General features: G+C 44.0%; 19 protein-coding genes. 13 read left to right on the forward strand and 6 right to left on the reverse strand.

The features are described 5' to 3' along the window. The first annotated feature begins 14 nt into the window (after positions 1-14). The 8 genes from IH598_00145 (at position 15) to IH598_00180 (ending at position 10,675) form a co-directional block, all read left to right on the forward strand. On the forward strand, positions 15-1,028 hold the full coding sequence (locus tag IH598_00145) for a linear amide C-N hydrolase (GenBank protein MBE0636910.1): 1,014 nt from the start codon (positions 15-17) through the stop codon (positions 1,026-1,028). A 160-nt stretch (positions 1,029-1,188) separates the two neighbouring features. Beyond that, complete coding sequence (locus IH598_00150; protein ID MBE0636911.1) at positions 1,189-1,689, forward strand: Rieske 2Fe-2S domain-containing protein; 501 nt, start codon at positions 1,189-1,191, stop codon at positions 1,687-1,689. Positions 1,690-1,694: 5 nt separating this feature from the next. Then, positions 1,695-4,001 carry a tetratricopeptide repeat protein gene (locus tag IH598_00155; protein ID MBE0636912.1) on the forward strand — a complete coding sequence of 769 codons (2,307 nt, stop codon included), beginning with the start codon at positions 1,695-1,697 and terminating at the stop codon, positions 3,999-4,001. A 254-nt stretch (positions 4,002-4,255) separates the two neighbouring features. Further along, positions 4,256-6,613: an arylsulfatase gene (locus tag IH598_00160; protein ID MBE0636913.1), complete on the forward strand. Its 2,358-nt coding sequence runs from the start codon at positions 4,256-4,258 to the stop codon at positions 6,611-6,613. Between the two features lie 210 nt (positions 6,614-6,823). Next, positions 6,824-7,552 carry a DUF2092 domain-containing protein gene (locus IH598_00165; protein MBE0636914.1) on the forward strand — a complete coding sequence of 243 codons (729 nt, stop codon included), beginning with the start codon at positions 6,824-6,826 and terminating at the stop codon, positions 7,550-7,552. A gap of 27 nt (positions 7,553-7,579) precedes the next feature. Next, positions 7,580-8,605 (forward strand): hypothetical protein, encoded by a 1,026-nt coding sequence (locus tag IH598_00170; protein MBE0636915.1) that lies wholly within the window; start codon positions 7,580-7,582, stop codon positions 8,603-8,605. Positions 8,606-8,813: 208 nt separating this feature from the next. Beyond that, entirely contained in the window at positions 8,814-9,341 is a 528-nt protein-coding gene (locus IH598_00175) for a hypothetical protein (GenBank protein ID MBE0636916.1), read from the forward strand. A gap of 20 nt (positions 9,342-9,361) precedes the next feature. Next, positions 9,362-10,675, forward strand: coding sequence for a hypothetical protein (locus IH598_00180; GenBank protein ID MBE0636917.1), 1,314 nt, complete (start codon positions 9,362-9,364; stop codon positions 10,673-10,675). Between the two features lie 232 nt (positions 10,676-10,907). On the opposite strand, the gene IH598_00185 is transcribed toward IH598_00180, so the two are convergent. The 5 genes from IH598_00185 to IH598_00205 all read right to left on the reverse strand — a co-directional run bounded on the left by IH598_00185 (position 10,908) and on the right by IH598_00205 (position 14,129). Beyond that, entirely contained in the window at positions 10,908-11,498 is a 591-nt protein-coding gene (locus IH598_00185; GenBank protein MBE0636918.1) for an OmpW family protein, read from the reverse strand. Positions 11,499-11,527: 29 nt separating this feature from the next. Then, positions 11,528-12,148 carry a DUF4136 domain-containing protein gene (locus tag IH598_00190; GenBank protein MBE0636919.1) on the reverse strand — a complete coding sequence of 207 codons (621 nt, stop codon included), beginning with the start codon at positions 12,146-12,148 and terminating at the stop codon, positions 11,528-11,530. An 80-nt stretch (positions 12,149-12,228) separates the two neighbouring features. Next, entirely contained in the window at positions 12,229-12,804 is a 576-nt protein-coding gene (locus tag IH598_00195; GenBank protein ID MBE0636920.1) for a hypothetical protein, read from the reverse strand. Positions 12,805-12,865: 61 nt separating this feature from the next. Further along, complete coding sequence (locus tag IH598_00200) at positions 12,866-13,507, reverse strand: porin family protein (GenBank protein ID MBE0636921.1); 642 nt, start codon at positions 13,505-13,507, stop codon at positions 12,866-12,868. Between the two features lie 157 nt (positions 13,508-13,664). Beyond that, positions 13,665-14,129 carry a hypothetical protein gene (locus tag IH598_00205; protein ID MBE0636922.1) on the reverse strand — a complete coding sequence of 155 codons (465 nt, stop codon included), beginning with the start codon at positions 14,127-14,129 and terminating at the stop codon, positions 13,665-13,667. 383 nt (positions 14,130-14,512) lie between these two features. Here IH598_00205 and rsmG point away from each other — a divergent pair, with 383 nt between their 5' ends. The 5 genes from rsmG to IH598_00230 all read left to right on the forward strand — a co-directional run bounded on the left by rsmG (position 14,513) and on the right by IH598_00230 (position 20,252). Next, positions 14,513-15,130 (forward strand): 16S rRNA (guanine(527)-N(7))-methyltransferase RsmG, encoded by a 618-nt coding sequence (gene rsmG, locus IH598_00210; GenBank protein MBE0636923.1) that lies wholly within the window; start codon positions 14,513-14,515, stop codon positions 15,128-15,130. A 154-nt stretch (positions 15,131-15,284) separates the two neighbouring features. Continuing rightward, on the forward strand, positions 15,285-17,315 hold the full coding sequence (locus IH598_00215) for an oligopeptide transporter, OPT family (GenBank protein MBE0636924.1): 2,031 nt from the start codon (positions 15,285-15,287) through the stop codon (positions 17,313-17,315). Between the two features lie 100 nt (positions 17,316-17,415). Further along, a complete protein-coding gene (locus IH598_00220; GenBank protein ID MBE0636925.1) occupies positions 17,416-17,805 on the forward strand; it encodes a PqqD family protein in 390 nt (129 codons plus the stop codon). Between the two features lie 205 nt (positions 17,806-18,010). Then, positions 18,011-19,126 (forward strand): glycosyltransferase, encoded by a 1,116-nt coding sequence (locus IH598_00225; protein MBE0636926.1) that lies wholly within the window; start codon positions 18,011-18,013, stop codon positions 19,124-19,126. Further along, the gene (locus IH598_00230) at positions 19,119-20,252 is read left to right on the forward strand and encodes a glycosyltransferase family 1 protein (GenBank protein ID MBE0636927.1); all 1,134 of its coding nucleotides are present in this window, start codon (positions 19,119-19,121) and stop codon (positions 20,250-20,252) included. The genes IH598_00225 and IH598_00230 overlap by 8 nt, the downstream gene beginning before the upstream one ends. A 163-nt stretch (positions 20,253-20,415) precedes the next feature. Here IH598_00230 and IH598_00235 read toward each other — a convergent pair whose 3' ends face one another. Next, positions 20,416-21,567, reverse strand: a complete 1,152-nt coding sequence (locus tag IH598_00235; GenBank protein ID MBE0636928.1) for a hypothetical protein — start codon at positions 21,565-21,567, stop codon at positions 20,416-20,418. Position 21,568 lies beyond the last annotated feature (1 nt).

Below are 21,568 nucleotides of genomic sequence, written 5' to 3' on the forward strand. Positions count from 1 at the left end.
CAATCATTAGTTTAATGTCAGGTGATACAGTCGTTTTAGGGCGCAATCATGATGTAACCGTTCCGAATGGCCTTTTGGTCTTTAATCCCAGAAATATTAATAAAGAAGGTTTTGAATTTCCGGATGAAGATATTCCACGATGGACATCGAAATATTCCAGCATCACATTAAATGTTTTTGGTGTTGGTTTTGCAATTTGCGGGATGAACGAGAAGGGGCTTTCAATGGGACATGTCGGATTTGCCGAAGCCAAATACCCCTCAATCAAAGGCGCCCCCGTAATTGACCAGATTCATTTCATCACCTACATGCTTGATAATTTTGCAAGTACTCATGAGGTAGTTTCGGCAGTAAATGAAATCAGTATTTCGGATGAATCAATTACCAGAGAGCATTATTACGTTTGTGATGCAATTGGGCGTACAGCAATTTTAGAGCCGATTGAAGGCGAATGGGTTATATTCACCAATGAAACAATGCCTTATCCGATACTCAGCAACGATAATTATGAGCAGTCAATAAATTACCTGAAGGATTACCAGGGTTTTGGTGGGAACAGAATAATTCCCGAAAGGAATTTTGGTGTAGAAGAAATAATGGCCATGGGGGCGACCTATATTCAAGATTTTCAAAATCATAAAAATCAGCATGTTGTAAAATCAGCATTTGAACTTTTAAATAATATCGGCTTCAATAAATTTCCTCCCCCAGAACATGTTGATGTTCCGCAGAATTATGGCACTCTTATTACAACTGTTTTCGATCTTAAAAATCTGATCGTTTATTTTAGAACTAAATCGTACCCTGAAATTAAGATGGTTAGATTCGACCAATTCAAACCTGATTGTCCTGACCCGATTATGATGATGGAAGTCGAGACTGATAAAGAGGGTAATGTCACCAATTCGTTTGAGAATTACACCTTTGAGAAAAACCTGCATTTTGTCAATGAGCGCCTGAAAAATGATGTTCCCGGTGATATAATCGAATTATTGGGTTCATACCCTGAAACATTTAAGTGTAAATGAAAAACCGTGATTTCAGCCAATATTTGCAAATGGATTATAAAAGTTTAACTGTAAACAGCATGATATTCCACATTTGGATTGAAAATTTGCTTTTAGTACATTCCAGACCAGGCGTGTTAAGGTTCACAAGATGAAAGATTCGGAGAATAAACAACAGTCAATGGCAACCAATGCCTCACTCCCAGATCGGATTACCCGCCAGGATTTTTTCCGTCGTGCCTGGAAATGGCTGGGAATTGTCGCTTCAGTTGAAGTGATTGCGATGGTTGCAGCCTATTCTTTTTCAGGTAAAAAGCAAAAAACGGCGCCTCCCGGGCAATTGTTTGCAGCTGGTCCGGTGGATGTATTTTCTCTCAACACTGTTACGGCATTTATGGGAGGACGATTTTACCTGGCACGGCAGCAGGACGGCGGATTCATCGCCCTGTCGCTCCGATGCACCCATCTGGGCTGTTCGGTAACCTGGGAGGAGGACAAGCAAAGGTTTATCTGCCCCTGCCATTCGTCTGCCTTCAACATCAAAGGAGAAGTTTTGAATCCCCCTGCAGCAAGGGCGCTCAGTTATTATCCCGTTTACATCGAAAATGGCCTGGTGAAAGTAGATATCGGCGCTATCAAAAAACGAAATTCATTCGATAAAGATCAACTTGTTTATGCATAACCGCCATGAATCATAAAAGCTGGAACATAACAGGACTGATCGCCACTGCAGTGATTGCGCTGAGCATTCCACTGTCGCTACTGGTCAACCGTCCTGCCGGCGAAGTTTGGAAGCCTGAGGCTGTTTTTACCGGCGGTCATGCCTGCATCGAATGTCATCAGCCCGAGTACCGGCTGTGGAAAGAATCGGATCACGCCAAAGCCATGATGTTTGCCTCGGACAGCTCCGTGTTGGGTGATTTCAACAATGCGGAATTTATTTTTAATGGAAAGACTTTCCGTTTTTTCCGGCGCGATGGTAAATTCATGGTTTTTACCGAAGGGGTAGGAGGGGAGATGCAGGAGTTTGAGGTGAAATATACTTTCGGAATCCGCCCTCTTCAGCAATACCTGATCCCTTTTGAAAATGGCCGCTACCAATGCCTTCCGATTGCCTGGAATACGTTGAAAAATGAATGGTTTCACATGGCTGCTATGGTTTACAATCCCGAAGACCTTAAACCGGATAGCTGGCTTTACTGGACCAACCAGAGTCAGAACTGGAACAGCATGTGCGCCGAATGTCACTCCACCAACCTGCAAAAGAACTTTGACCTGGAAACGAAAAGCTACTATACCACCTGGGTTGACATCAGTGTGAACTGTGAAGCCTGTCATGGCCCGGGGTCGTTGCATATCGAATGGGCACAGTTACCCGAAATGGGCAGGCCGCAGAATGTGAATACCAGCCTGGTGTTGCAAACAAGCAACCTCACTTCACGCCAGTATGTCGAATCGTGTGCTCCCTGCCACTCCCGACGAAGTTCGATGGGCGCCAACGATCACCGGAGCAGCGATTTCTATAGTTATGCCGTTCCGCAACTGCCCATGAGGCCCAATTACCATGTGGACGGCCAGATTCATGAGGAGGTGTTCGACTGGGGATCATTCACACAAAGCAAAATGTACATGAACGATGTTTTCTGCGGTGATTGTCACGATCCGCACAGCAGTAAGCCGTTGTTGGAAGGAAATGCTTTGTGCACCCAATGCCACATCGAAGAGCAATACAATACCTTTAACCATCATTTTCATAAAGCAAAAGGAGAAGACGGGATTACGTTTGTGAACAAATCAGGTCAAAAACTTGGCCCCGGCGATGGAAACCTTTGCCGCGACTGCCACATGCCCGGACAGTATTTCATGGGTGTGGATAAGCGATTCGACCACAGCATGCGCATCCCGCGCCCGGACCTTTCCATCCAACTGGGTACACCCAACGCCTGCATCAATTGCCACGATGGCGAAACCAATGAATGGGCGCTCGAGTTTATTGATAAATGGTACGGCAAAGCCAAAAAAGCGCATTATGCAACCATTCTGGCCGTTGCTTACGAGCGTAAACCCGGCTCAGATATGGAGCTGATCCGGCTGATCAACAACGATCTGTATCCTGAAATCATCAGGGCTACGGCCATAAGTTACCTTTCGGGATATGGTAATCAGAACGCCAAGGAAACTATCAGAAGGTTGCTTAATAATCCTGATCCGCTACTCAGGTATATGGCTGCCAACAATTATTCACCTGCCGACTCCGTAATTTTGTTAACCAACCTGGTGCCTTTGCTCAGCGACCCGGTTAAGTCGGTCAGGATTGAGGCAGCCAGCAAGTTATTGACATTTAATAATTCAGATTTTAATGAATTTCAGCTAACCGCTTTTCGCAATGCCGTTGAAGAATACAGGCAATCACTCTGGTGGGCTGGAGATTTTCCGGCCGGGCGTTACAACCTTGGGAATTATTATTCAAAAATGAACGACCGCCCGAAAGCGATGGAGAATTATGCTGAAGCACTGGCGCTTGACCAGTTATTCTATCCGGCAAGGATCAATCTTGGCATCCAAAGCTATGCTGATGGCAAAACCGAATTAGCCGATCGTCTTTTCAGCGAGATGATCCGTTTTCACCCCGAAATGACCGAAGGCTATTATTACCTTGCGTTGCTTTATGCCGAGCAAAACCGGAATTCGGAAGCCATTGCTTTGCTGGAGACTGCAGTTTCGTTACCAAACGCCAACCCACGAATATTCTACAACCTGGGTTTGCTTTACCAGTCAACAGGTCAGGACGCAAAATCCAGCGCGACTTTCGAAAAAGGGCTGGTCCTTGATCCATGCAATTTCGATTTACTTTATGCCCTTTTCGTTTTTCACCTTAACCGGAGCGACCGGACAAAAGCCTCAAATTATCTGGAAAAGTTAACTCAATGCTATCCCGGTGAAGCAAGCGTCCAGAGTTTGTACCGGGATTTTTTTAAGGAAGTTAGTAGGTAACTCTGTTTACTTATCAAAAATCATATTTGAGTATTCTCATTTCCAGATTAAACTACTTTTGCGCTGACTCAATAGTTGAATGTAATGCCTGGCTTTTAAGTCAAAGATTATTTTCCACGATCATTTTTAGTTGGTAAATAGGGCATGGCAGACTTCACTCAGAATTGATTTCCATATGGTTTTACATAAAAATTTTGTTCAAACAATTAAACTTACACAAAATGAAACATCAATTATTCAAAAAACTGTTTTTTATGCTGTTTGCAGGGACAATGTTATTTTCCTGCGCACCGAAGCAAAATGCAGAAAGTGATAAGGAAATCGCCAATGACGGCACTGGCATTGATCGAACAGTGCTTCCCATCAAAGAACCCCTTCGTCAAACCACGAAAGAGCTGGACGTAAGGAATGCAACAATTCCCGAACGTTTCGATGTAAATGCTCCGGAAAATGCACCCAATGTGTTGCTTGTGCTATTGGACGACCTTGGCTTTGCCGGAACCAGCACTTTTGGTGGCCCGGTTTCAACCCCTACATTTGACCGGTTGGCTGGTGAGGGATTGGTTTACAACAATTTTCACACAACCGCGGTTTGCTCTCCAACCAGAGCTGCATTAAAAAGTGGTCGCAACCACCATGTAAATAACATGGGCGCCATTATCGAGACAGGGACAGGTTTTCCGGGTAATACCGGCCAGATTCCGGCAAGTGTAGCTCCTGTTGCTGAGATGCTTCGTTTGAATGGTTACAGCACCGGTGCATTTGGAAAATGGCACGAGCTTGCAGCCTGGGAAACCAGTGTTTCCGGCCCCTTTGATCGTTGGCCGACACGCCAGGGTTTTGATAAATTTTATGGATTTCTCGGTGGAGAAACAAATCAGTGGGCGCCATTTATCTATGACGGCACACACCCTGTTGAACTGCCCGAAGATCCCGACTACCACTTTATGCGCGACATGACCGATCAAGCCGTTGCTTGGATGCTTTACCAAAAGGCATTAACCCCTGATAAGCCCTTCTTCATGTACTTCGCACCGGGTGCTGTGCATGCCCCTCACCATGTTCCGGAGAGCTACATTAAGAAGTGGAAAGGAAAATTTGATGCCGGCTGGGACGCGATGCGTGAGCAAATTCTTGAAAGGCAAATCGCTTTAGGGATTGTCCCTGCTGGAACTAAACTGGCGCCTAAGCCGGAGGCAATACAAGATTGGGAATCTCTTACGGCCGATCAAAAACGCCTGTTTACCAAACAGGCTGAAGTGTATGCTGCTTTTCTCGACATGACCGATTATGAAGTAGGACGCTTACTGGATGCTATTGACCAGATCGGACAGGCTGACAATACCCTTGTTCTCTTTGTTTACGGCGATAATGGTACAAGCGCTGAAGGTGGCATGAACGGGATGTTCAGCGAAATGACCTACTTTAACGGAGTGCAGGAAACCGTGGAGGACATGCTGAAGAAAATTGATAAGTGGGGCGGTCCGGAAACCTATCCGCACATGGCTGCTGGGTGGGCTGTTATGTTTGATACTCCATATACCTGGACCAAACAGATAGGATCAGACCACGGCGGCACCAAGGTGGGCATGGCCATTCGCTGGCCTAAAGGAATAAAATCCAAGGGAGAAGTGCGTACCCAATTCACTCATGTTATTGATGTAGCCCCAACCATTCTCGAGGCTGCCAACCTTCCCGAGCCAAAAAGTGTAAATGGCGTCGAGCAGCGCCCGATGGACGGAATCAGTATAGTTTATTCGTTTAACGATGGTAATACCAAAGAAAAGCACAAAACACAATATTTCGAAATGTTCGGTAACCGTGCAATCTATCACGAAGGATGGTACGCTCGTACTATTCACAGGGCGCCCTGGGAACCAACACCACGCAGACCACTGCTGGAGGATATCTGGGAACTGTATGATGTGGCCAATGACTTCAGTTTAATCAATGATCTGGCAGCAGAACATCCTGAAAAACTAAAAGAATTGCAGGATCTTTTCCTGAAGGAAGCGGAAAAGAATTTTGCGCTACCGATTGATGACCGTGTATTTGAGCGTCTTATCGCTGAAAAAGTGGGACGTCCCGACATCATGCAGGGGCGCACTTCGCTGACCCTTGCTCAAGGGATGACCGGAATGACAGAGAACGTCTTCCTGAATGTGAAAAACAAGTCAAAAACGATCACTGCAGAAGTTGAAATACCCGAAGGAAAAGCGGCTCACGGAACCATCATTGCTCAGGGAGGACGCTTTGGCGGGTGGTCACTGTATGTCAGGAACGGCGTACCTGCATATGATTATAACTTCATAGGAATGGAGCGCTACACTATTTCTTCCACTGAAAAATTAACACCGGGGAACCATACCATCAAGTTCGATTTTGCTTATGATGGCGAGGGCATCGGAAAAGGTGGTTTGGCAACACTATACATTGATGATAAAAAGGTCGGAGAAGGCCGTATCGAACGTACCCAGTCAGGGATTTTCTCTGCTGACGAAACTGCCGATGTGGGCATTGATCTCGCTACCCCAGTGGTTGAAACCATTGGATCCGAGCATAAATCGAAGTTTACCGGGAGAATTCCGAAAGTGACTGTGGAAGTCCGCTAAAATTTTGAATAAATAGTACTGCCAGAAAACTCTTAATGTTGATAATCAATTTTTAGGAGTTTTCCGGCGGTTGCTATGTACAAAAACCTTCGCCTAATACTCAAATCATAATAGTACTTTTGTACTATCTAATGCAGACAATAAACCATAAGCATAATTGTTGATTATTAGATTTTTTGGGTAAAACTATTTCAAACAAAACTACAACACGTGAAAAAATTTGTACTTCTATTTTTTGTTGCTACTGCGTTGATAACCAAAGCACAAACACATCAAATTGACACCACAGCCATTATCATCTTCGACCGGATGAGCGACCTCATCGGAGACTTAGGGTCGGTAAGTTTCACAGTGAACACTTCACAGGACATTATTGATGTGGAACTCGGCCTGGTGAAATATTTCAACGAAAGCCAGGTGTATATGGTCGGTCCTGATAAAATGATGATCCACTCTAACGGCAATAAAGGTCACAGGGGGATGTGGTACAACGGCGAAGAACTGGTTTACTATTCCTTCACCGAAAGCACCTATGCGGTGATTGATACTCCGCCTACTATCATAGAAACCTTTGATGAAGTGAACCGACAATACGACATCGAATTCCCGGCAGCCGATTTCTTTTACCCTACCTTTACTGATGATCTGATTGCAACCATGGATGACATCATCCTTGCCGGAAGAAGCGTAGTTGAAGGAAAAGCCTGTTACCATATCATTACAAGAAACAAGGCGATGGGCGCACAATTCTGGATTTCGGATGATGAATGGTTTCTTCCGGTGAAAATGATCATTACTTATTATGATGAAAGTCCCAATGCACAATATTCGGCCACTTTTTCTGACTGGAAGGTGAATCCGGATTTACCGAATGCGATGTTCAATTTTACTCCACCCCCTAAGGCCAGGAAAATTAAAATTCTGGCCAAATCATTTTGATAATTACCCATTAAACAATATTGAAACATGAGAATAATTTCGATAAAATTCAGGTACCTGCTTTACATAGCAGTTTTTGCAATGATCTTACCCTTAAGTGCGACGGCACAGCGAATGGGGCACGGAGGAGGTGGAGCCCGCGGAGGTGGTGGAGGTGGCGCGCGAATGGGAGGCAGCTCTCAGATGTCGCGGCCATCTACCCAGCAAGCACGTCCGGCATCCCAGCCTTCAAGACAATCCAGCCAGCAGGCAAGGCCTTCTACTTCGGATCGCTCCATTAACGGTGGTCATCAAAAATCTCCCGATCGCACACTTTCGGGTCAAAGTGGCAATAAAGGGGTTTCGACTAATGATACCAGAAACAGAAATCAAACAAATATCAAGGGAAACTCAGGAAAAGTCAATACGGGAGATGTAAACAACAACCGGAACAACATCAACAACAGCAATAATATCAATAACAGCGGAAACAGATACAATCAGAACAATATTTATGTAAGGCCCCCTGCAAGACCTTATCCAAGACCACCATACGCTTACGGCGGATATCACTACAACTGCTACCATCCCTATCACCCCTATCCCTATAATCCCTATTACTATGGGCCATCATACAACCCATGGGGCGTATTTGTTGCTGCGGTGGCTGTAACTGCCATTGTGATCAGTATTGATAACGCTGAAGAAGAAGACGACAACCAGGTGTATTACGACTCCGGGGTTTATTATGTCAAAGAGGGTGATGGTTTTAAAGTCATCCAGCCACCACCCGGAGCCACAATTCCTTCTCTGCCTGATGGCTCTGAGACTGTGGTTGTAAACGAAACCACCAACAACTACTATTATGCCGGAACGTATTACGAAAAGGATGATAAGGGGTATGTAGTCGTGCCCCCAACCGCAGGAACCCTCGTTCCCAGTCTGCCCGAAGGCGGTGAAGAGGTGAAAATCGGCGACATCACTTACGTTAAATTGGGCGAAACCTATTACCAGCCCGTAGTTGTTGAAGGGAAAAATATGTACGAAGTGGTGAACGTGGAGACAGCAGGGTAAACTTACTGAGCGTTAGCCATCTTACGCAGGAACATTTCATATTCGCCATGTCATTGCGAGGATTTGCAAGTATGAAGCTCCATGATTTATCTGTATAATTCCTGAATCGGAGGCAATAACAAGTTTTCCCGGAAATCTATGCATTTGAAATAATATTCGAAACTTAAAAAAGTAATTATCTTTATCGCACAAAATTCAGCTTGATCCAATGAAAACCAGAGTGCTTTTGTTCCTTATGATTTTTGCATCTTTGGATCTCTCTGCACAATTGATGCTCGGCAGTGCAAGATCTGAAATCAATTTCAGGGAGGGGCCGGGTTTGCAATTTAAGGTAGCCTTTACGATTAATCATTCCAACCTGCTTGTTATTCTTCCACGCGAAGCAAAAAATGACTTTATCGAAGTGTTTGATATCGAGTCAAGTTCTTATGGTTATGTAGCAAAAAATTTAATTGTGGTTACCGACACTCTGTACTTTCAACAGCAGCAAATTTTCACTGCAACCGGCGAAACCCGCACCGGAGAAATTGAAATGGAATTGGTCAACCAGACTTCAAAAACACTTTTTACCTGGATTAATGGCAATTCATACCGTCTCGACCCTTTTGAAAAGAAGGTTCTGATTTTAGATGTCGAAGAGATCATCTACTTTTCATCTGCTCCCGGGTTGTATCCGGTTTTTGGGAAAGAAAGCGTGGCAAGAGGCAAGACATATCGCTGGAATTTTTCTATATGATACAAACCACCCGGCTCAAAATGAATGCACAGAATGTTTTTATCCCGAAATTCACTGTTATGGCCAAAACATCTGTTTTGCTTTTCTTAATGTTTCTCTGTTTTTTTGCCTCCGCACAGCAACGAGACACGCTTAAAGTTACCATTACGGAGATTAATAAACGCATAAAGCCAGATACCATTTTTTCTTTTTCAAGCCGCGTGGACACCATAGCCTTACAAGCAGTAAAAACCGATACAAGCAAAATTGTCAGGGATGTGAATGTGCAGGATCTGGAAGATTCGAAGTATAATGTAAAGTTTATGGGAAGTGCAAGGGTAAACGGTTACTTTGATTTTGCAGGGTTAACCAGCACCGAAGGCTTCATCCCTTACGAAATACCCGTAGGAGTTGGGGAAATTCCCGGATTATCCAGCATTTATATCGGCGCCAGGCAATCCAGGATTGGTGTGGAAGGAAACGCCAATACCAAAGTCGGGAAAATAAAAACTTATCTCGAAGTTGATTTTGCCAGTAATACCGAGTCCTATTTAAGGCTCAGGCATGCTTATGCCGAATGGAATTATTTAAAACTTGGTTATACCTGGAGTACATTTATGGATAACGCCTCATTGCCCCAAACGGTTGAGTTCGAAGGACCCAACAGTTCGCTGAGCAAGCGGCACGGATTAATCAGGTACGAAAGAATAGTAAAGCCCGGAAATATAATTGGAGTCTCGCTCGAAAGCCCAAAAGCTGACTATTACAATCCGGCCGATACAATATTGGTTACTTCACCGGATCAAAGAAATTTAGATGTTGCCGGGCGCTACAAATACTTTGATAAATGGGGGCATGTTCAGGTTGCCGGAATTATCCGAAAAATCGATTTTATTCAGCAAGGAAAAATTGACACACAACTTGGATGGGGTATTCTCTTAAGTACAACCCTATTCATCAACAAACATCATCAGATAAACTCCCAATATTCAATTGGCAAAGGAATTTCTTACTATTCTGTGGGGCTCACCAGGAGGCAGCTGGATGCGGTATATGATCCCAACACCAACACTATGATTCTTAAAGACATAGGCGGAGGTTTTATCAATTACTCGTTCAAACCCGTCTCGAATATAGTCCTTTCTGCTATTGCAGGAATCTCTCATATCGAATGTCATGAGTTTGAATCCGGAGACTCCTTCAGGTCAAGTCAGTATTATGGCGCTAACGCTTTTTATAATCCGATCGAAACCATTAGTCTTGGCATTGAAATCACTGCCGGAACACGTAAAAACTTCGATAATCAGATTGGGGGTGCAACACGGATTTCAATGCTGGCAAAATTTGATTTCTAAATACTGTCCTTTGCCAACATCGAATAGTCGTTTTAGCATCACGACGGGGTTTGTTTCTTTTTCTATCCAGCACTTGTATAGAAATCCGAACTGTTCTTTCAGTTTCTCTTTCGTAAAGGCGACACCTTTACGTGCTATCATCAGATGATACTCAAACATAAAAAAAAGTGCGCTTGCTTGTTGTATCGCAGGCGCACCCTTTTTACTAAAAATTAAAAACTTGTTGAGTTATCTATTTGAAGTTAAAGCCAAGATTAATGGTGACATAATTTTGTGCTTCCAGGTCGCCGCCTTTGAAGCCTGCATAATATTTAGCAGCAAGCATCAGATCAAGACCTTCTGATACATTGAAAAGCACACCCACCTCAGGACGCAGTGCAAATTGCCATGCTTCATCCTCAACTGTGTACAAACCCATATCCAGATCTCTGCGGTTGTAAATTGTACCAAGACCAAGCCCTAGAAAGGGATTGATCTGAGCGTCTGGCTGGAAGTAGTAATCAGCCGCTGCAAGGATAGGAATTGTATTGATGTACCTGTATTGAACACCCGAGAGAGAGATGGTTCCATCTGTGTAGGTGTCATAGTCTTTATTCTCATAAAAAGTATTCATTCCTGATTCAATACCAAGACCAACATTGGGAGAAACGAAGTTGCGGAATTCAAAGGAAATACCTCGCCAACTCGTTTTTTCAATAAACTCTCCCATATCCCCGGTTCCAAATCCAACAGAATACTGCATGGAAAAGAAGTTCTCCTGAGCGTTTAGTTGCGTAATCCCGATGATACCTGTTACCAGTAAAACAAAAAATATCTTTTTCATAGTAATGTTCCTTTCTTAGGTTTATTGAATTAATTGGTTTTCAGGTAAGATGATTGTTCAAATGCCTGATCAATGGCATTGTTGACCCTGCTTGCATTGTAAGTCCCCTGATAAAGTCCGTTGATGGCACTGGTCCAAACAGCCAACCGGCTGCCATCGGTGCTCTCATAATTTGGATCAACCATTGTCATTAAGAATGTTCCCGTTGTGTAGCTGCTGTAAACAGGGTAAGGGTAATACCATCCATACCCGCCGCAATAATAAGGATCCCAATAACACCAGTAGCCACCCCAGCCACCGGAAACCACTATTGTTGTGGATGTCCAGGCTGCAGGAAAGAGATGAGTATCCGGATTTTGATCCTGCGCTACTTTTGTCCAGCCTAATGCCGCCATGTTCTTTTCGATCTGAGCCAGCGTTGGTTGTGCATAAATATTGTTGACATACTCAATGTCAGCATCTTCATCACCTGTAATTTTAACAATTTTGTCAGGGATGGAGTAGGTGCCTTTGCTCTCGAAGTCGAAACCTGGATCGTAATTCGAATAAACAATATCCAGTTCATCCACATATTCCGGTCCGTCAGGGTAACATCCCCAGAGCAGACCCAAACTGGTTAATAAAACCAATGAAAATAATTTACGTTTCATAATTTTCTGTTCTTATTTAATAATAAATATTGATTTTCTGTTTTCTATTTAAATGTAACTCGTGTATTGGTTGCCCAATACTATTTAATCAACCCTTTCTTTTGCCATTCATACCTGAGCGTGGCAAAAATATCATCTATCGTTTTATCAAGCTTGGTCGGATTTAGTGATGAAGTTGTACCAGACCACAAGAGCTTCCCCTGATCGAGGGAATAAAGATTTGTTTCGACTAGAAAACTGGTGTTCTCAGAATAATAGCCAGGGGTTGCATAACGATAGCCATACCAGCCGCCGTAAGAAGTGCCGGGTTGATAGGTGGTTTCCTTTTCCACATCTTTCAGCCGGATGAGTATTGTACCGTCAAAACCGTCATTTTTTAGCTTTTCAACCACCTGGTTCTGGTCAGTATCAGCAGCCGTCAGATAAAGATAGGATTGAACAGCTTCAACGTTTTTGAGCAACGCAACAAGCTTATCCTCAGCGATACGCTGAGAGGTTTCGTCTTTCAATGGCGCCACAACCAAAACTTTCCGGAACGATTTTACCGTTTCGGCCGTTAAGGAAGGATCAGCCCAACTTTTTTCGAGCCGGGTTGCTGGTGAGCAGGAAAATAATACTGCTGCCAGACTGAGTAAAACAAATAATTTAATTTTCATGACATCAGTTTTTTAATTGTTTTTGAAAATTGATTTATAGATCCCGCAAGCGAATCATTTTTTACTTGAGTTTAAATGTCAATCCACCGCCCAGGCCCCACTGATACATGGTTGAATAGGTACTAACACCTGCGCCGGCGCCTCCGGTTCCAAAATACAATCCACCGCCTGCTGATTGAACTGCTGAGGCAAGATCGGCCTGAAGTTTTATTCCTACCTTTTCGCTTACCCAGATATTGGTTCCCAACTTCAGCTCCCATGCAAATTTAATTGCGCTGTCGTCGGTTGAACTGCTTTCAGGATTTTGAATTTTAAAAATTGCCATGCCAATACCAAGGCCGCCATAAGGCTCAACCTTTCCCCCTGTCTTAAAATAATTGTTTCCGCCAAGCAGCACGTAATTAATATTCACATCAAAAGTTTTCGTTTTTACCCCATTGAGGTAATAACTCATTGGGACCTGAGCTTCCTGACGCAGGTATTTCAATTCAATGCCTTTGGTTGGATGTGCCATATACTCCAGCCCCAACCCCCACTGGAAGCCACCTTCAATGGTTCCTTCGAAATAGGACGTGCTGCTGTAATAAGAGTCAACCTTATCGTCAAAAACATATTTCGAAAAGGCATTTAACCGGATTTCCTGTGCGGTCACTATACTTGATACCACGAAGAAAACAAACAGGCTGAGAATAATTCGTTTCATTTGGATGATGTTAGTTTATTGATTTTTAAATTTTTAAAACAATGCAAAAGTAATGATTATCAGAATTTGCATCAATTGATGTCAAAAAAGTGAAACGGCATCCGAAGATACGCAGTTAACCTGGAAAACATTCGGATGCCGATTCTGAAAAGAATGATTAATTACCTTGTAATAGTGGAATTTCAACAGCAAGTTCTGCATTCACCAGGGTTTCAATTTTATTCTCCAATTGGAAATAGCTGGCAACTTTGGTTAAAGGAAGTACTTTCTTAAACTTCTTGTAGTAGGTCTGATCCAATTTCAGCAATTCTCCTTTGATGGCAAACATCCTTTTCACCAGGTCATCGGCTACTTCGGGAGTCATGTTTTCATAATTTTTAGCGAAATCTTTGATCAACTGTACGCGCTTGGTTTGAACGGTGTACATTTTCCCATTGTATTCATCATAAAGCGGCCAGAAAACGGTTGCTTCGGCATCGGATAACTGAAGCACTTCCATTACAACAACTTTTTTCTCTGCTTTGAGCTGGGTTCTTACCAACTCAACGTAATCGCTCGTAGTTTGAGCGTTTACAAAACTAAATGCCACAAGGGCAAAAAAACCAAGAATAAACTTTTTCATTTTAAATGTGAATTAAAAGATTAAAAGATTGATAAAAAAAAGCCTAATTGAATTAGCAATAAATACTTTAATATAGTGATTGAACAGCATGTCAATTTGTTGTTGACTTTAAAAACTAAATTGACAATTAACAACAGGCAAAACTAATCTTTGTTTTCTTCATCGACAGAAAAAATAAAAGGAGTAGTACCAAAGTACTAAGTGATTAAACTATTATTTTTGAAAGTCTAAGGCATTGGTTTGATATTATTTTCCACTTTTTTCAGGACATTTGTTTTGAAAAATTACCTAACGATAAGTAGTACCGGCATGAAAACACCCTGATTTTGATTTTAAAATTTAGGCTAATATCCGGTCATAGTAAACAGACTATTTTTGCAGATATGAAAATCATCAGTAAATATTTCACCGAACTCACGCAGGATCAAACGGACCGGTTCATTCAACTGAACCCACTTTATTCAGAGCTGAACGAGAAAATTAATGTAATCTCCCGCAGGGACATAGAAAATCTGTATGAGCGTCATGTGCTGCACTCGTTGGCCATTGCAAGGGTTATCAGTTTTGAACCGGGAACCAGCGTCCTTGATGCCGGCACGGGTGGTGGTTTTCCGGGCATTCCACTGGCTATAATATTTCCCGATGTTCAATTTCATTTAATTGACTCAATTGGCAAAAAAATTAAAGGAGTTGAAAGTATTATTCAAGGATTGGGTTTGAAAAATGTTACGACTGATCAAACGCGGCTTGAGGATTTGAATCAGAAGTACGACTTCATTGTCAGCCGTGCGGTTGCTACTATTCCACAAATGCTGTCCTGGTCAAAAGGGCTGATTGAACCCGCCGGTTTCAATGCTCTGCCCAATGGCATGTTGTACCTCAAGGGCGGCGATTTTTCTGAAGAACTTAAACAGGTCGGAAGGAATTACATTGTTTACAACCTGAGCAATTTTTTTGAAGAAGAATTTTTCGAAACCAAACGCCTGATCCACCTTTGGTAGTCATTGGAGTGCGTTTTTTAAGAGCAATGAAAACCAACTTGGTTGGTTAAACTGAGGCTTAGAAGTCCGATTTTCCTTTGTCACCTCAAGAAATTTTACGTATTTAGCACCTCCATTTTAATATGACTTATTTATCAACGATAATCCATTAATTATGACAGAAAAACAGAAGTTTGTACCCTTTGTTTCGTCGGAAAGCGACATGAAGGAGTTTACCTTTCGGGCGTTGCTGATCGGATTGGTGCTGTCGGTAGTGCTGGGCGCTGCCAATGCCTACCTTGGTTTGAAAGCCGGGATGACTATTGCTGCTGTTTATCCGGCTGCAGTTGTAGGGATGGCTCTGCTGAGAATGGTAAAAGGCACCATCCTCGAAGAAAACTTTGCCCGTACAGTGGGCGCCATTGGCGAATCGGTGGCTGCCGGCGCTATTTTCACCTTGCCGGCATTTTTTGTTGCCGGATTGTGGGATCCCTTCTTCACGCCGGGCAATTACGTTACCTCCACCTTCATTCTAATTATCGGCGGTGTGCTCGGTATTATGTTTGTCGCTCTGCTGCGCCGTGTGATGGTCGAAGACACTGATCTCCCGTTTCCTGAAAGTGTAGCTGCTGCCGAAATCCATAAAGCCGGCCGTTCCGGGGGCGGAGGTTCCAAATTTTTATTCGGAACCATGATTGTTGGTGCAGTGATTAAACTGCTGGCCGAGTTAAAATTGTTTTCAACAGCCTGGGAGCATTTTGTGCTCTGGGGGAAACAAACAATTGCCGGTACAGCATTTACCGGTAAAGGAGGTATGTTTCTCGGTTCACCGGGGGTCAGCCCTGCCTATATCGGTGTCGGTTACATCATCGGGCCAACACTGGGTTCGCTTGCGTTCAGCGGTGGAATTATCGCCTGGGGGCTGATGACGCCGATCATTTTATACTTTCTCGGCCCCACACTGGCCGTTCCAGAAGCTGCAACCTCTGCAGAGTGGCTCGTTGTAGCCAAGCAGGTCTGGTCGAGCATCGTCCGCCCGATTGCCATTGGCGGAATGCTGGTCGGCGCCATTTTTACCTTGTTCAAAATGCGCCACAGCTTGATTGCCGGTATCAGTCGGTCAATCGGCGATGTGAAAAAAGCAGCATCCGGCACCTCAGTTCAGGTGGAACGGATCGAACGCGACATCAAATTCTCCTACGTGGTCATGGGTATCATTGGCGTTGCTATTGCCACTTTTGCCATTACCTTCTTTATTTTCCATACATTGCTGTGGGTTGCCATCGTCGTTGCGATTGTCATGACGATTCTTGCTTTCTTTTTTGCCGCAGTTTCTGGCTACCTGGTTGGTATCATCGGTTCGTCCAACAACCCGATCAGCGGTTTAACGCTCACTGCATTGGTTATTACTGCATTGATCCTTGTGCTGTTGGGAATTGACAAAGGCGATTCCGGAGTACTTGCCGTGTTGGGCGTTGCTGCCATTGTTTGCGTTTCGGCGGCGGTGGCCGGCGAGATGCTGCAGGACCTCAAGTCAGGTCACATTTTGGGTGGAACTCCCTGGAAAATGGAAGTTGGGAATATTATTGGTGTGGTTGCCTCCGGCGCTGTTATGTTCTTTATCCTTACTATTCTTAATGATGGAGACGTTGCCCGCGGTATGATTGAAGGTTACAAGGGCGGCTTCGGCAGTGCCGAATTGCCGGCGCCACAGGCAAGCCTTATGGCCATCCTGTCGCGCGGTATTGTTGGTGGCGAAATGGCCTGGCCGTTGATTATTGTCGGAATGTTCATGGGAGTAGGTTTTATCCTGATGAAGGTGAAAAGCCCGATGCTGGTAAGTGTTGGGATGTACCTGCCACTGACTACCACTTTTGCTATTTTCATTGGCGGCCTTATCAAGGGGATCACTGATAATATGGCTGAAAAGCGCAAACACAACGACGCGCAGAAAACAAGGAGTGAAAATATCGGGATTCTGCTGGCTTCCGGATTGATTGCCGGTGAAGCATTGATGGGACTTGTCATTGCCATGTTTGCTGTGGGTGGAGTTTTCTTCTTCAACTACTTCGTATTTTTCAGCAACCCGACATTCCTCATCAGTTTTGTCGTGATCATTTTGATTGCTTTAATCCTGATTTACTACCCGATCAAAAATGCCGGCGATCCTGATCAACCGGCTCCTCCGTCGGTAAGTGGCCATTAATTGCTGATTGGCGTATAATTTTTTTTATTGATAAACCTGAAAATATTGGAGTGCAACATGCTGCACTCCAATATTTTCTTTTAGGATTAACACGATGGGAATGAACTATTTCAAAAAGCGAAAACTCCTTAAAGATGCCAACTACCTCGACCTTGTACCGGTTCGCAGTTGTAATTTCGAATCGGATCAGGCCGGAAAAGTCACGTTGCTGATTCCTAAATTTAAAAGTGACTTCCTGCGGCGCTTGTTAGTACCCCAGCGCAAATCACCGGATTTCCGGATCAAACTGGATGAGCTGGGTTCGGCTGTGTGGCTTGCTGCCGACGGGATAAGAAATGTCGCGGAAATTTCAGCATTACTCATCGAAACGATGGGAGAGAAGGTAGCCCCTGCCGAAGAGCGAATTCCCAAATTCCTCTCCATACTTTTCAGGCAGGGTTTTATCAATTTTAAGCAGTTGATCGAAGCCTTGGAGAATAAACGCGGATAGGCGAAACCTCCGGGCCGGAGAAAGGTATTTACTCTGCGGTAAAAAGAGATTGAACAGCAGATAACCGCAGAGTTTTCTAACAGAGAGCCGCAAAGCTGCAACTGGAATATTTGATCAATAATTCGCACTCCAAATTTGCACCGGCATCCCTTCAATACGGTTTTCTTCATTTGTTTAATTTCGCAGCCATCAATCTTCATTATTATTGAAAAAAGCTATTGTATCGGTAATTAACGACCTGGCGACCGACCGCCGGGTGGATAAAACCTGCAACACGCTGGTTGATCTTGGTTTTGATGTGCTGCTTGTTGGACGAAAACTCCCGGGCAGCCTCCCGATTATGCCCCGCAGGTACCAGACCCGACGTATGAATTTGTTGTTTACAAAAGGACCGCTGTTTTACGCCGAATTCAACATCAGGCTTTTTATTCTCCTGCTTTTTAAAAAAACTGATTTGCTTTTTGCCAATGACCTGGATACCCTATTGCCCAACTTCCTGATTTCAAAAGTGAAATCCATTCCGTTGGTTTACGACAGCCACGAGTATTTTACCGAGACCCCCGAACTGATTAATCGCAGGTTTGTGCAGGGTGTTTGGAGAGCGATTGAAAAAATGCTTTTCCCGAAGTTAAAGGATATAATCACTGTTAATGAGTCCATTGCCGGACTGTTTTTCGAAAAATACGGGAAGGATGTTCATGTTGTAAGAAATATTCCTCCTTCACCCGGTCTATCCTCCGTCAAAACAAGAACAGAGCTTGGTCTGCCTTCTGATACTTCAATTATCCTGCTGCAAGGTTCGGGTATCAACATCCAGCGGGGCGCCGAGGAACTCGTCGAAGCCATGCAATACGTCGAAGGCGCCAGACTGCTGATCATCGGCGGTGGTGATGTGATTGACAAGCTGAAGCAGAAGCGACAAGACCTGCAACTGGAAGAGAAAATTACTTTTTTACCAAAAATGCCCTTTGACCGGCTTATTCATTACACGGCCAATGCTGACCTGGGGTTGACGCTCGACAAGGACACCAATATCAACTACCGGTTCTCTTTGCCGAATAAGCTGTTCGACTATATTCATGCCGGAGTACCGGTGTTAGCAACCCCTTTAGTTGAGGTTAAAAAGATCATCGACGAATATGGAGTAGGGGAGACCATCGGAAGCCATGAAGCTGAGCAATTGGCAGTAAAAATTTCTGCGATGCTGACTGACAGGGAAAAATTGTCTGCTTATCGGGAGAATTGCAGAAAAGCAGCCAGCGTTTTAACATGGGAAAATGAACAAAAAGTTTTAATTGAGGTCTTAGAAAAATATGCCTGAAAAACACCTCCATATTGTCTCCTTCGATGTGCCTTTTCCTCCGAATTATGGTGGAGTGATTGATGTTTATTTCAAATTGGTTGCACTGAAAAAAGCAGGGGTAAAAATTCATCTCCATTGTTTTAGCTATGGTCGTGAGCCAGCGCATGACCTGGATCAATGGTGTGAAGAAGTACATTATTATCCCCGAAAGACGGGTTTTATCAACTCATTGGGTCTTCGCCCATATATCGTCCAAAGCAGGCAGTCTGAAGCATTGATCCAGCGATTGGCAAAAGATAACTATCCCATTTTGTTTGAGGGATTGCACTCTTGCTTTTATATTGATGATGCAAGGTTAAAAGGCCGGAAAAAGATCTATCGTGAAAGCAACATTGAGCACCATTATTACTTTCACCTTTTCAGGGCTGAGCGAAACTTTTTCAGGAAATTCTATTTTATCTCGGCCAGTTTGAAGTTGCGGCTCTATCAAAATATTCTGAAGCATGCCACCATGATGCTGGTGGTTTCGAAAAGTGACACAGAATATTTACAAAAACAGTTCAAAAGCCAAAGGGTAATCTACCTTCCAAGTTTTCATCCCAATGATGAGTTTTCTGTTATTCAGGGAAAGGGTGATTATGCACTTTATCATGGGAAACTTTCGGTAACTGAAAACCACCAGGCAGCCAGGTATCTCATCGAAAAGGTGTTTTCGGTTTTGGATCATCGACTGGTGATTGCCGGGTTGGAACCGCCTGAACACCTCATCAAACTGATACGGTCACACCCAAACGTAGAATTAGTTGCCAATCCTGACGATGAGGCAATGTTTGATCTGATCCGCAACGCCCAGGCCAATGTATTGGTTACTTTCCAGCCTACCGGCCTAAAGTTGAAACTGCTCAACACCCTCTACCAGGGTAGGTTTTGCTTGGTAAACCCTGAAATGGTTGTTGGGACGGGGCTTGATTCACTTTGTGAAATTGCCGGTGATACCGAAGAGTTAAAGGAAAAGGTCCACCTGGTTTTCGATCGTGCATTTGATTTTGACGAGGTTGAGCGGCGGCGGAAAATCCTTGATGCAAATTATGCTAATTCGGCCAAAGCGGAAAAATTGATTGAGTTGGTTTTTGGATCAGATTAGTTAGTTCAACTGCTTAACCAGCTTTGATCAGATACCGTAATCATGAACTATTTCACCAACAAATTTTTCGTCAACTCCTCCATTTTCAAGTGCAGCACGATGGTTCACAACCCATCGCCACCAATCACCCCGCAATCCAGCCCGTCCATCCGTTTCACTGTCTCTAATAAATGATCAACTTATTAACCCAAGTATGCCGATTTTCGGACAGTACGAAAATCTGGTAGCTGCCTTTTGCTGGAAGGAAAACCTCAAAACCGGCAGCTGTGCAGGTGTATTGCCCGACCTGCTGTCCGAGGCTATTGGTGATGACAATGGTTTTTGGTAAATCATTGTCAAACTTCAGGTGGATCAAACCTCTGGATGGGTTGGGGTAAATCATGAAAGATGGTTGATCGGGTTGCTCAGTTTGAATTGAAGTGAGATTGTCCAGGGAAAATTGCCTGAAAAATCTCCAAATCTCCACGCTGGCGCTAAAATCCATATTCGTGATGTTGATGTTGAAAGGTGCTCCTGGCCATGAGTGACCGCCGCCCAATACTTTGAAAAGTTCGACTGAGGATTCCTGGTCGCCCTCTCCGAAAATATGCTGTTCGGCAGTACAGCCATCGTTTGGGGCAATGTCAGGGATCTGGATTATCTGGGGATTGGGGAGGCAGTTATTGAAATTTACCCAGTACTTTACCAGTGTATCAATGTGGACAAAAAAAGCATTCCCGTTATAAGGCACTGTAGCGTCGGCAGTTCCGTGAATCTGCATCACCGGCATCGGATGTTGGGGATTGCAGGTAGCCAATCTTGACCACATCATGCTTCCGGTAACTGAGGCAATCGCTGTGATGCGGGGGCTCAGAAAACAAGCCAGGTCGTGACTCATAAAACCGCCGTTACTCATTCCTGTGCTGTAAATCCGGTTCGAATCAATGTTGTAGCCTGCACTTATGGTGTCGATCAGCGCAGAAAGAAAACCCAGATCGTCCACCGATGAATTATCAAAGGTGTTCCAGAATCGATTTCCGTTACCATCCACCGTTCCGTTAGGGTGAGCAATGATGAAACCTGCCGTATCGGCTATGGGCCTGAAGTCGCCATAAACTTCCTGTTGTGTATTGTTCGAACCGTACCCGTGAAGATTAAAGACCAGCGGCACTGCCGTTGCCGGATTATACATTGCCGGAATGTAAAGCCGGTAAGTTCGCATTATTCCGCCATAGGTAAAACTCCCGTTGATAATCGTTTGCGAATAAGCGCCCTGTGAAAAAAACAAGATCATCAGACCGGCAATCGTGGTTTTGAAATTTGTTGATGTTTTCATG

The organism is Bacteroidales bacterium, from assembly GCA_014860585.1.
Lineage (GTDB): Bacteria > Bacteroidota > Bacteroidia > Bacteroidales > 4484-276 > RZYY01.

Excerpts from the sequence above, each read along its gene's own strand:
- rsmG (MBE0636923.1), top strand. The coding sequence starts at position 14,513 with ATGAAAATCATCAGTAAATATTTCACCGAACTCACGCAGGATCAAACG.
- IH598_00195 (MBE0636920.1), bottom strand. The coding sequence starts at position 12,804 with ATGAAAATTAAATTATTTGTTTTACTCAGTCTGGCAGCAGTATTATTT.
- IH598_00215 (MBE0636924.1), top strand. The coding sequence starts at position 15,285 with ATGACAGAAAAACAGAAGTTTGTACCCTTTGTTTCGTCGGAAAGCGAC.
- IH598_00150 (MBE0636911.1), top strand. The coding sequence starts at position 1,189 with ATGGCAACCAATGCCTCACTCCCAGATCGGATTACCCGCCAGGATTTT.
- IH598_00175 (MBE0636916.1), top strand. The coding sequence starts at position 8,814 with ATGAAAACCAGAGTGCTTTTGTTCCTTATGATTTTTGCATCTTTGGAT.
- IH598_00235 (MBE0636928.1), bottom strand. The coding sequence starts at position 21,567 with ATGAAAACATCAACAAATTTCAAAACCACGATTGCCGGTCTGATGATC.
- IH598_00230 (MBE0636927.1), top strand. The coding sequence starts at position 19,119 with ATGCCTGAAAAACACCTCCATATTGTCTCCTTCGATGTGCCTTTTCCT.
- IH598_00205 (MBE0636922.1), bottom strand. The coding sequence starts at position 14,129 with ATGAAAAAGTTTATTCTTGGTTTTTTTGCCCTTGTGGCATTTAGTTTT.
- IH598_00160 (MBE0636913.1), top strand. The coding sequence starts at position 4,256 with ATGCTGTTTGCAGGGACAATGTTATTTTCCTGCGCACCGAAGCAAAAT.
- IH598_00170 (MBE0636915.1), top strand. The coding sequence starts at position 7,580 with ATGAGAATAATTTCGATAAAATTCAGGTACCTGCTTTACATAGCAGTT.
- IH598_00145 (MBE0636910.1), top strand. The coding sequence starts at position 15 with ATGTCAGGTGATACAGTCGTTTTAGGGCGCAATCATGATGTAACCGTT.
- IH598_00155 (MBE0636912.1), top strand. The coding sequence starts at position 1,695 with ATGAATCATAAAAGCTGGAACATAACAGGACTGATCGCCACTGCAGTG.
- IH598_00185 (MBE0636918.1), bottom strand. The coding sequence starts at position 11,498 with ATGAAAAAGATATTTTTTGTTTTACTGGTAACAGGTATCATCGGGATT.
- IH598_00200 (MBE0636921.1), bottom strand. The coding sequence starts at position 13,507 with ATGAAACGAATTATTCTCAGCCTGTTTGTTTTCTTCGTGGTATCAAGT.
- IH598_00180 (MBE0636917.1), top strand. The coding sequence starts at position 9,362 with ATGAATGCACAGAATGTTTTTATCCCGAAATTCACTGTTATGGCCAAA.
- IH598_00220 (MBE0636925.1), top strand. The coding sequence starts at position 17,416 with ATGAACTATTTCAAAAAGCGAAAACTCCTTAAAGATGCCAACTACCTC.
- IH598_00190 (MBE0636919.1), bottom strand. The coding sequence starts at position 12,148 with ATGAAACGTAAATTATTTTCATTGGTTTTATTAACCAGTTTGGGTCTG.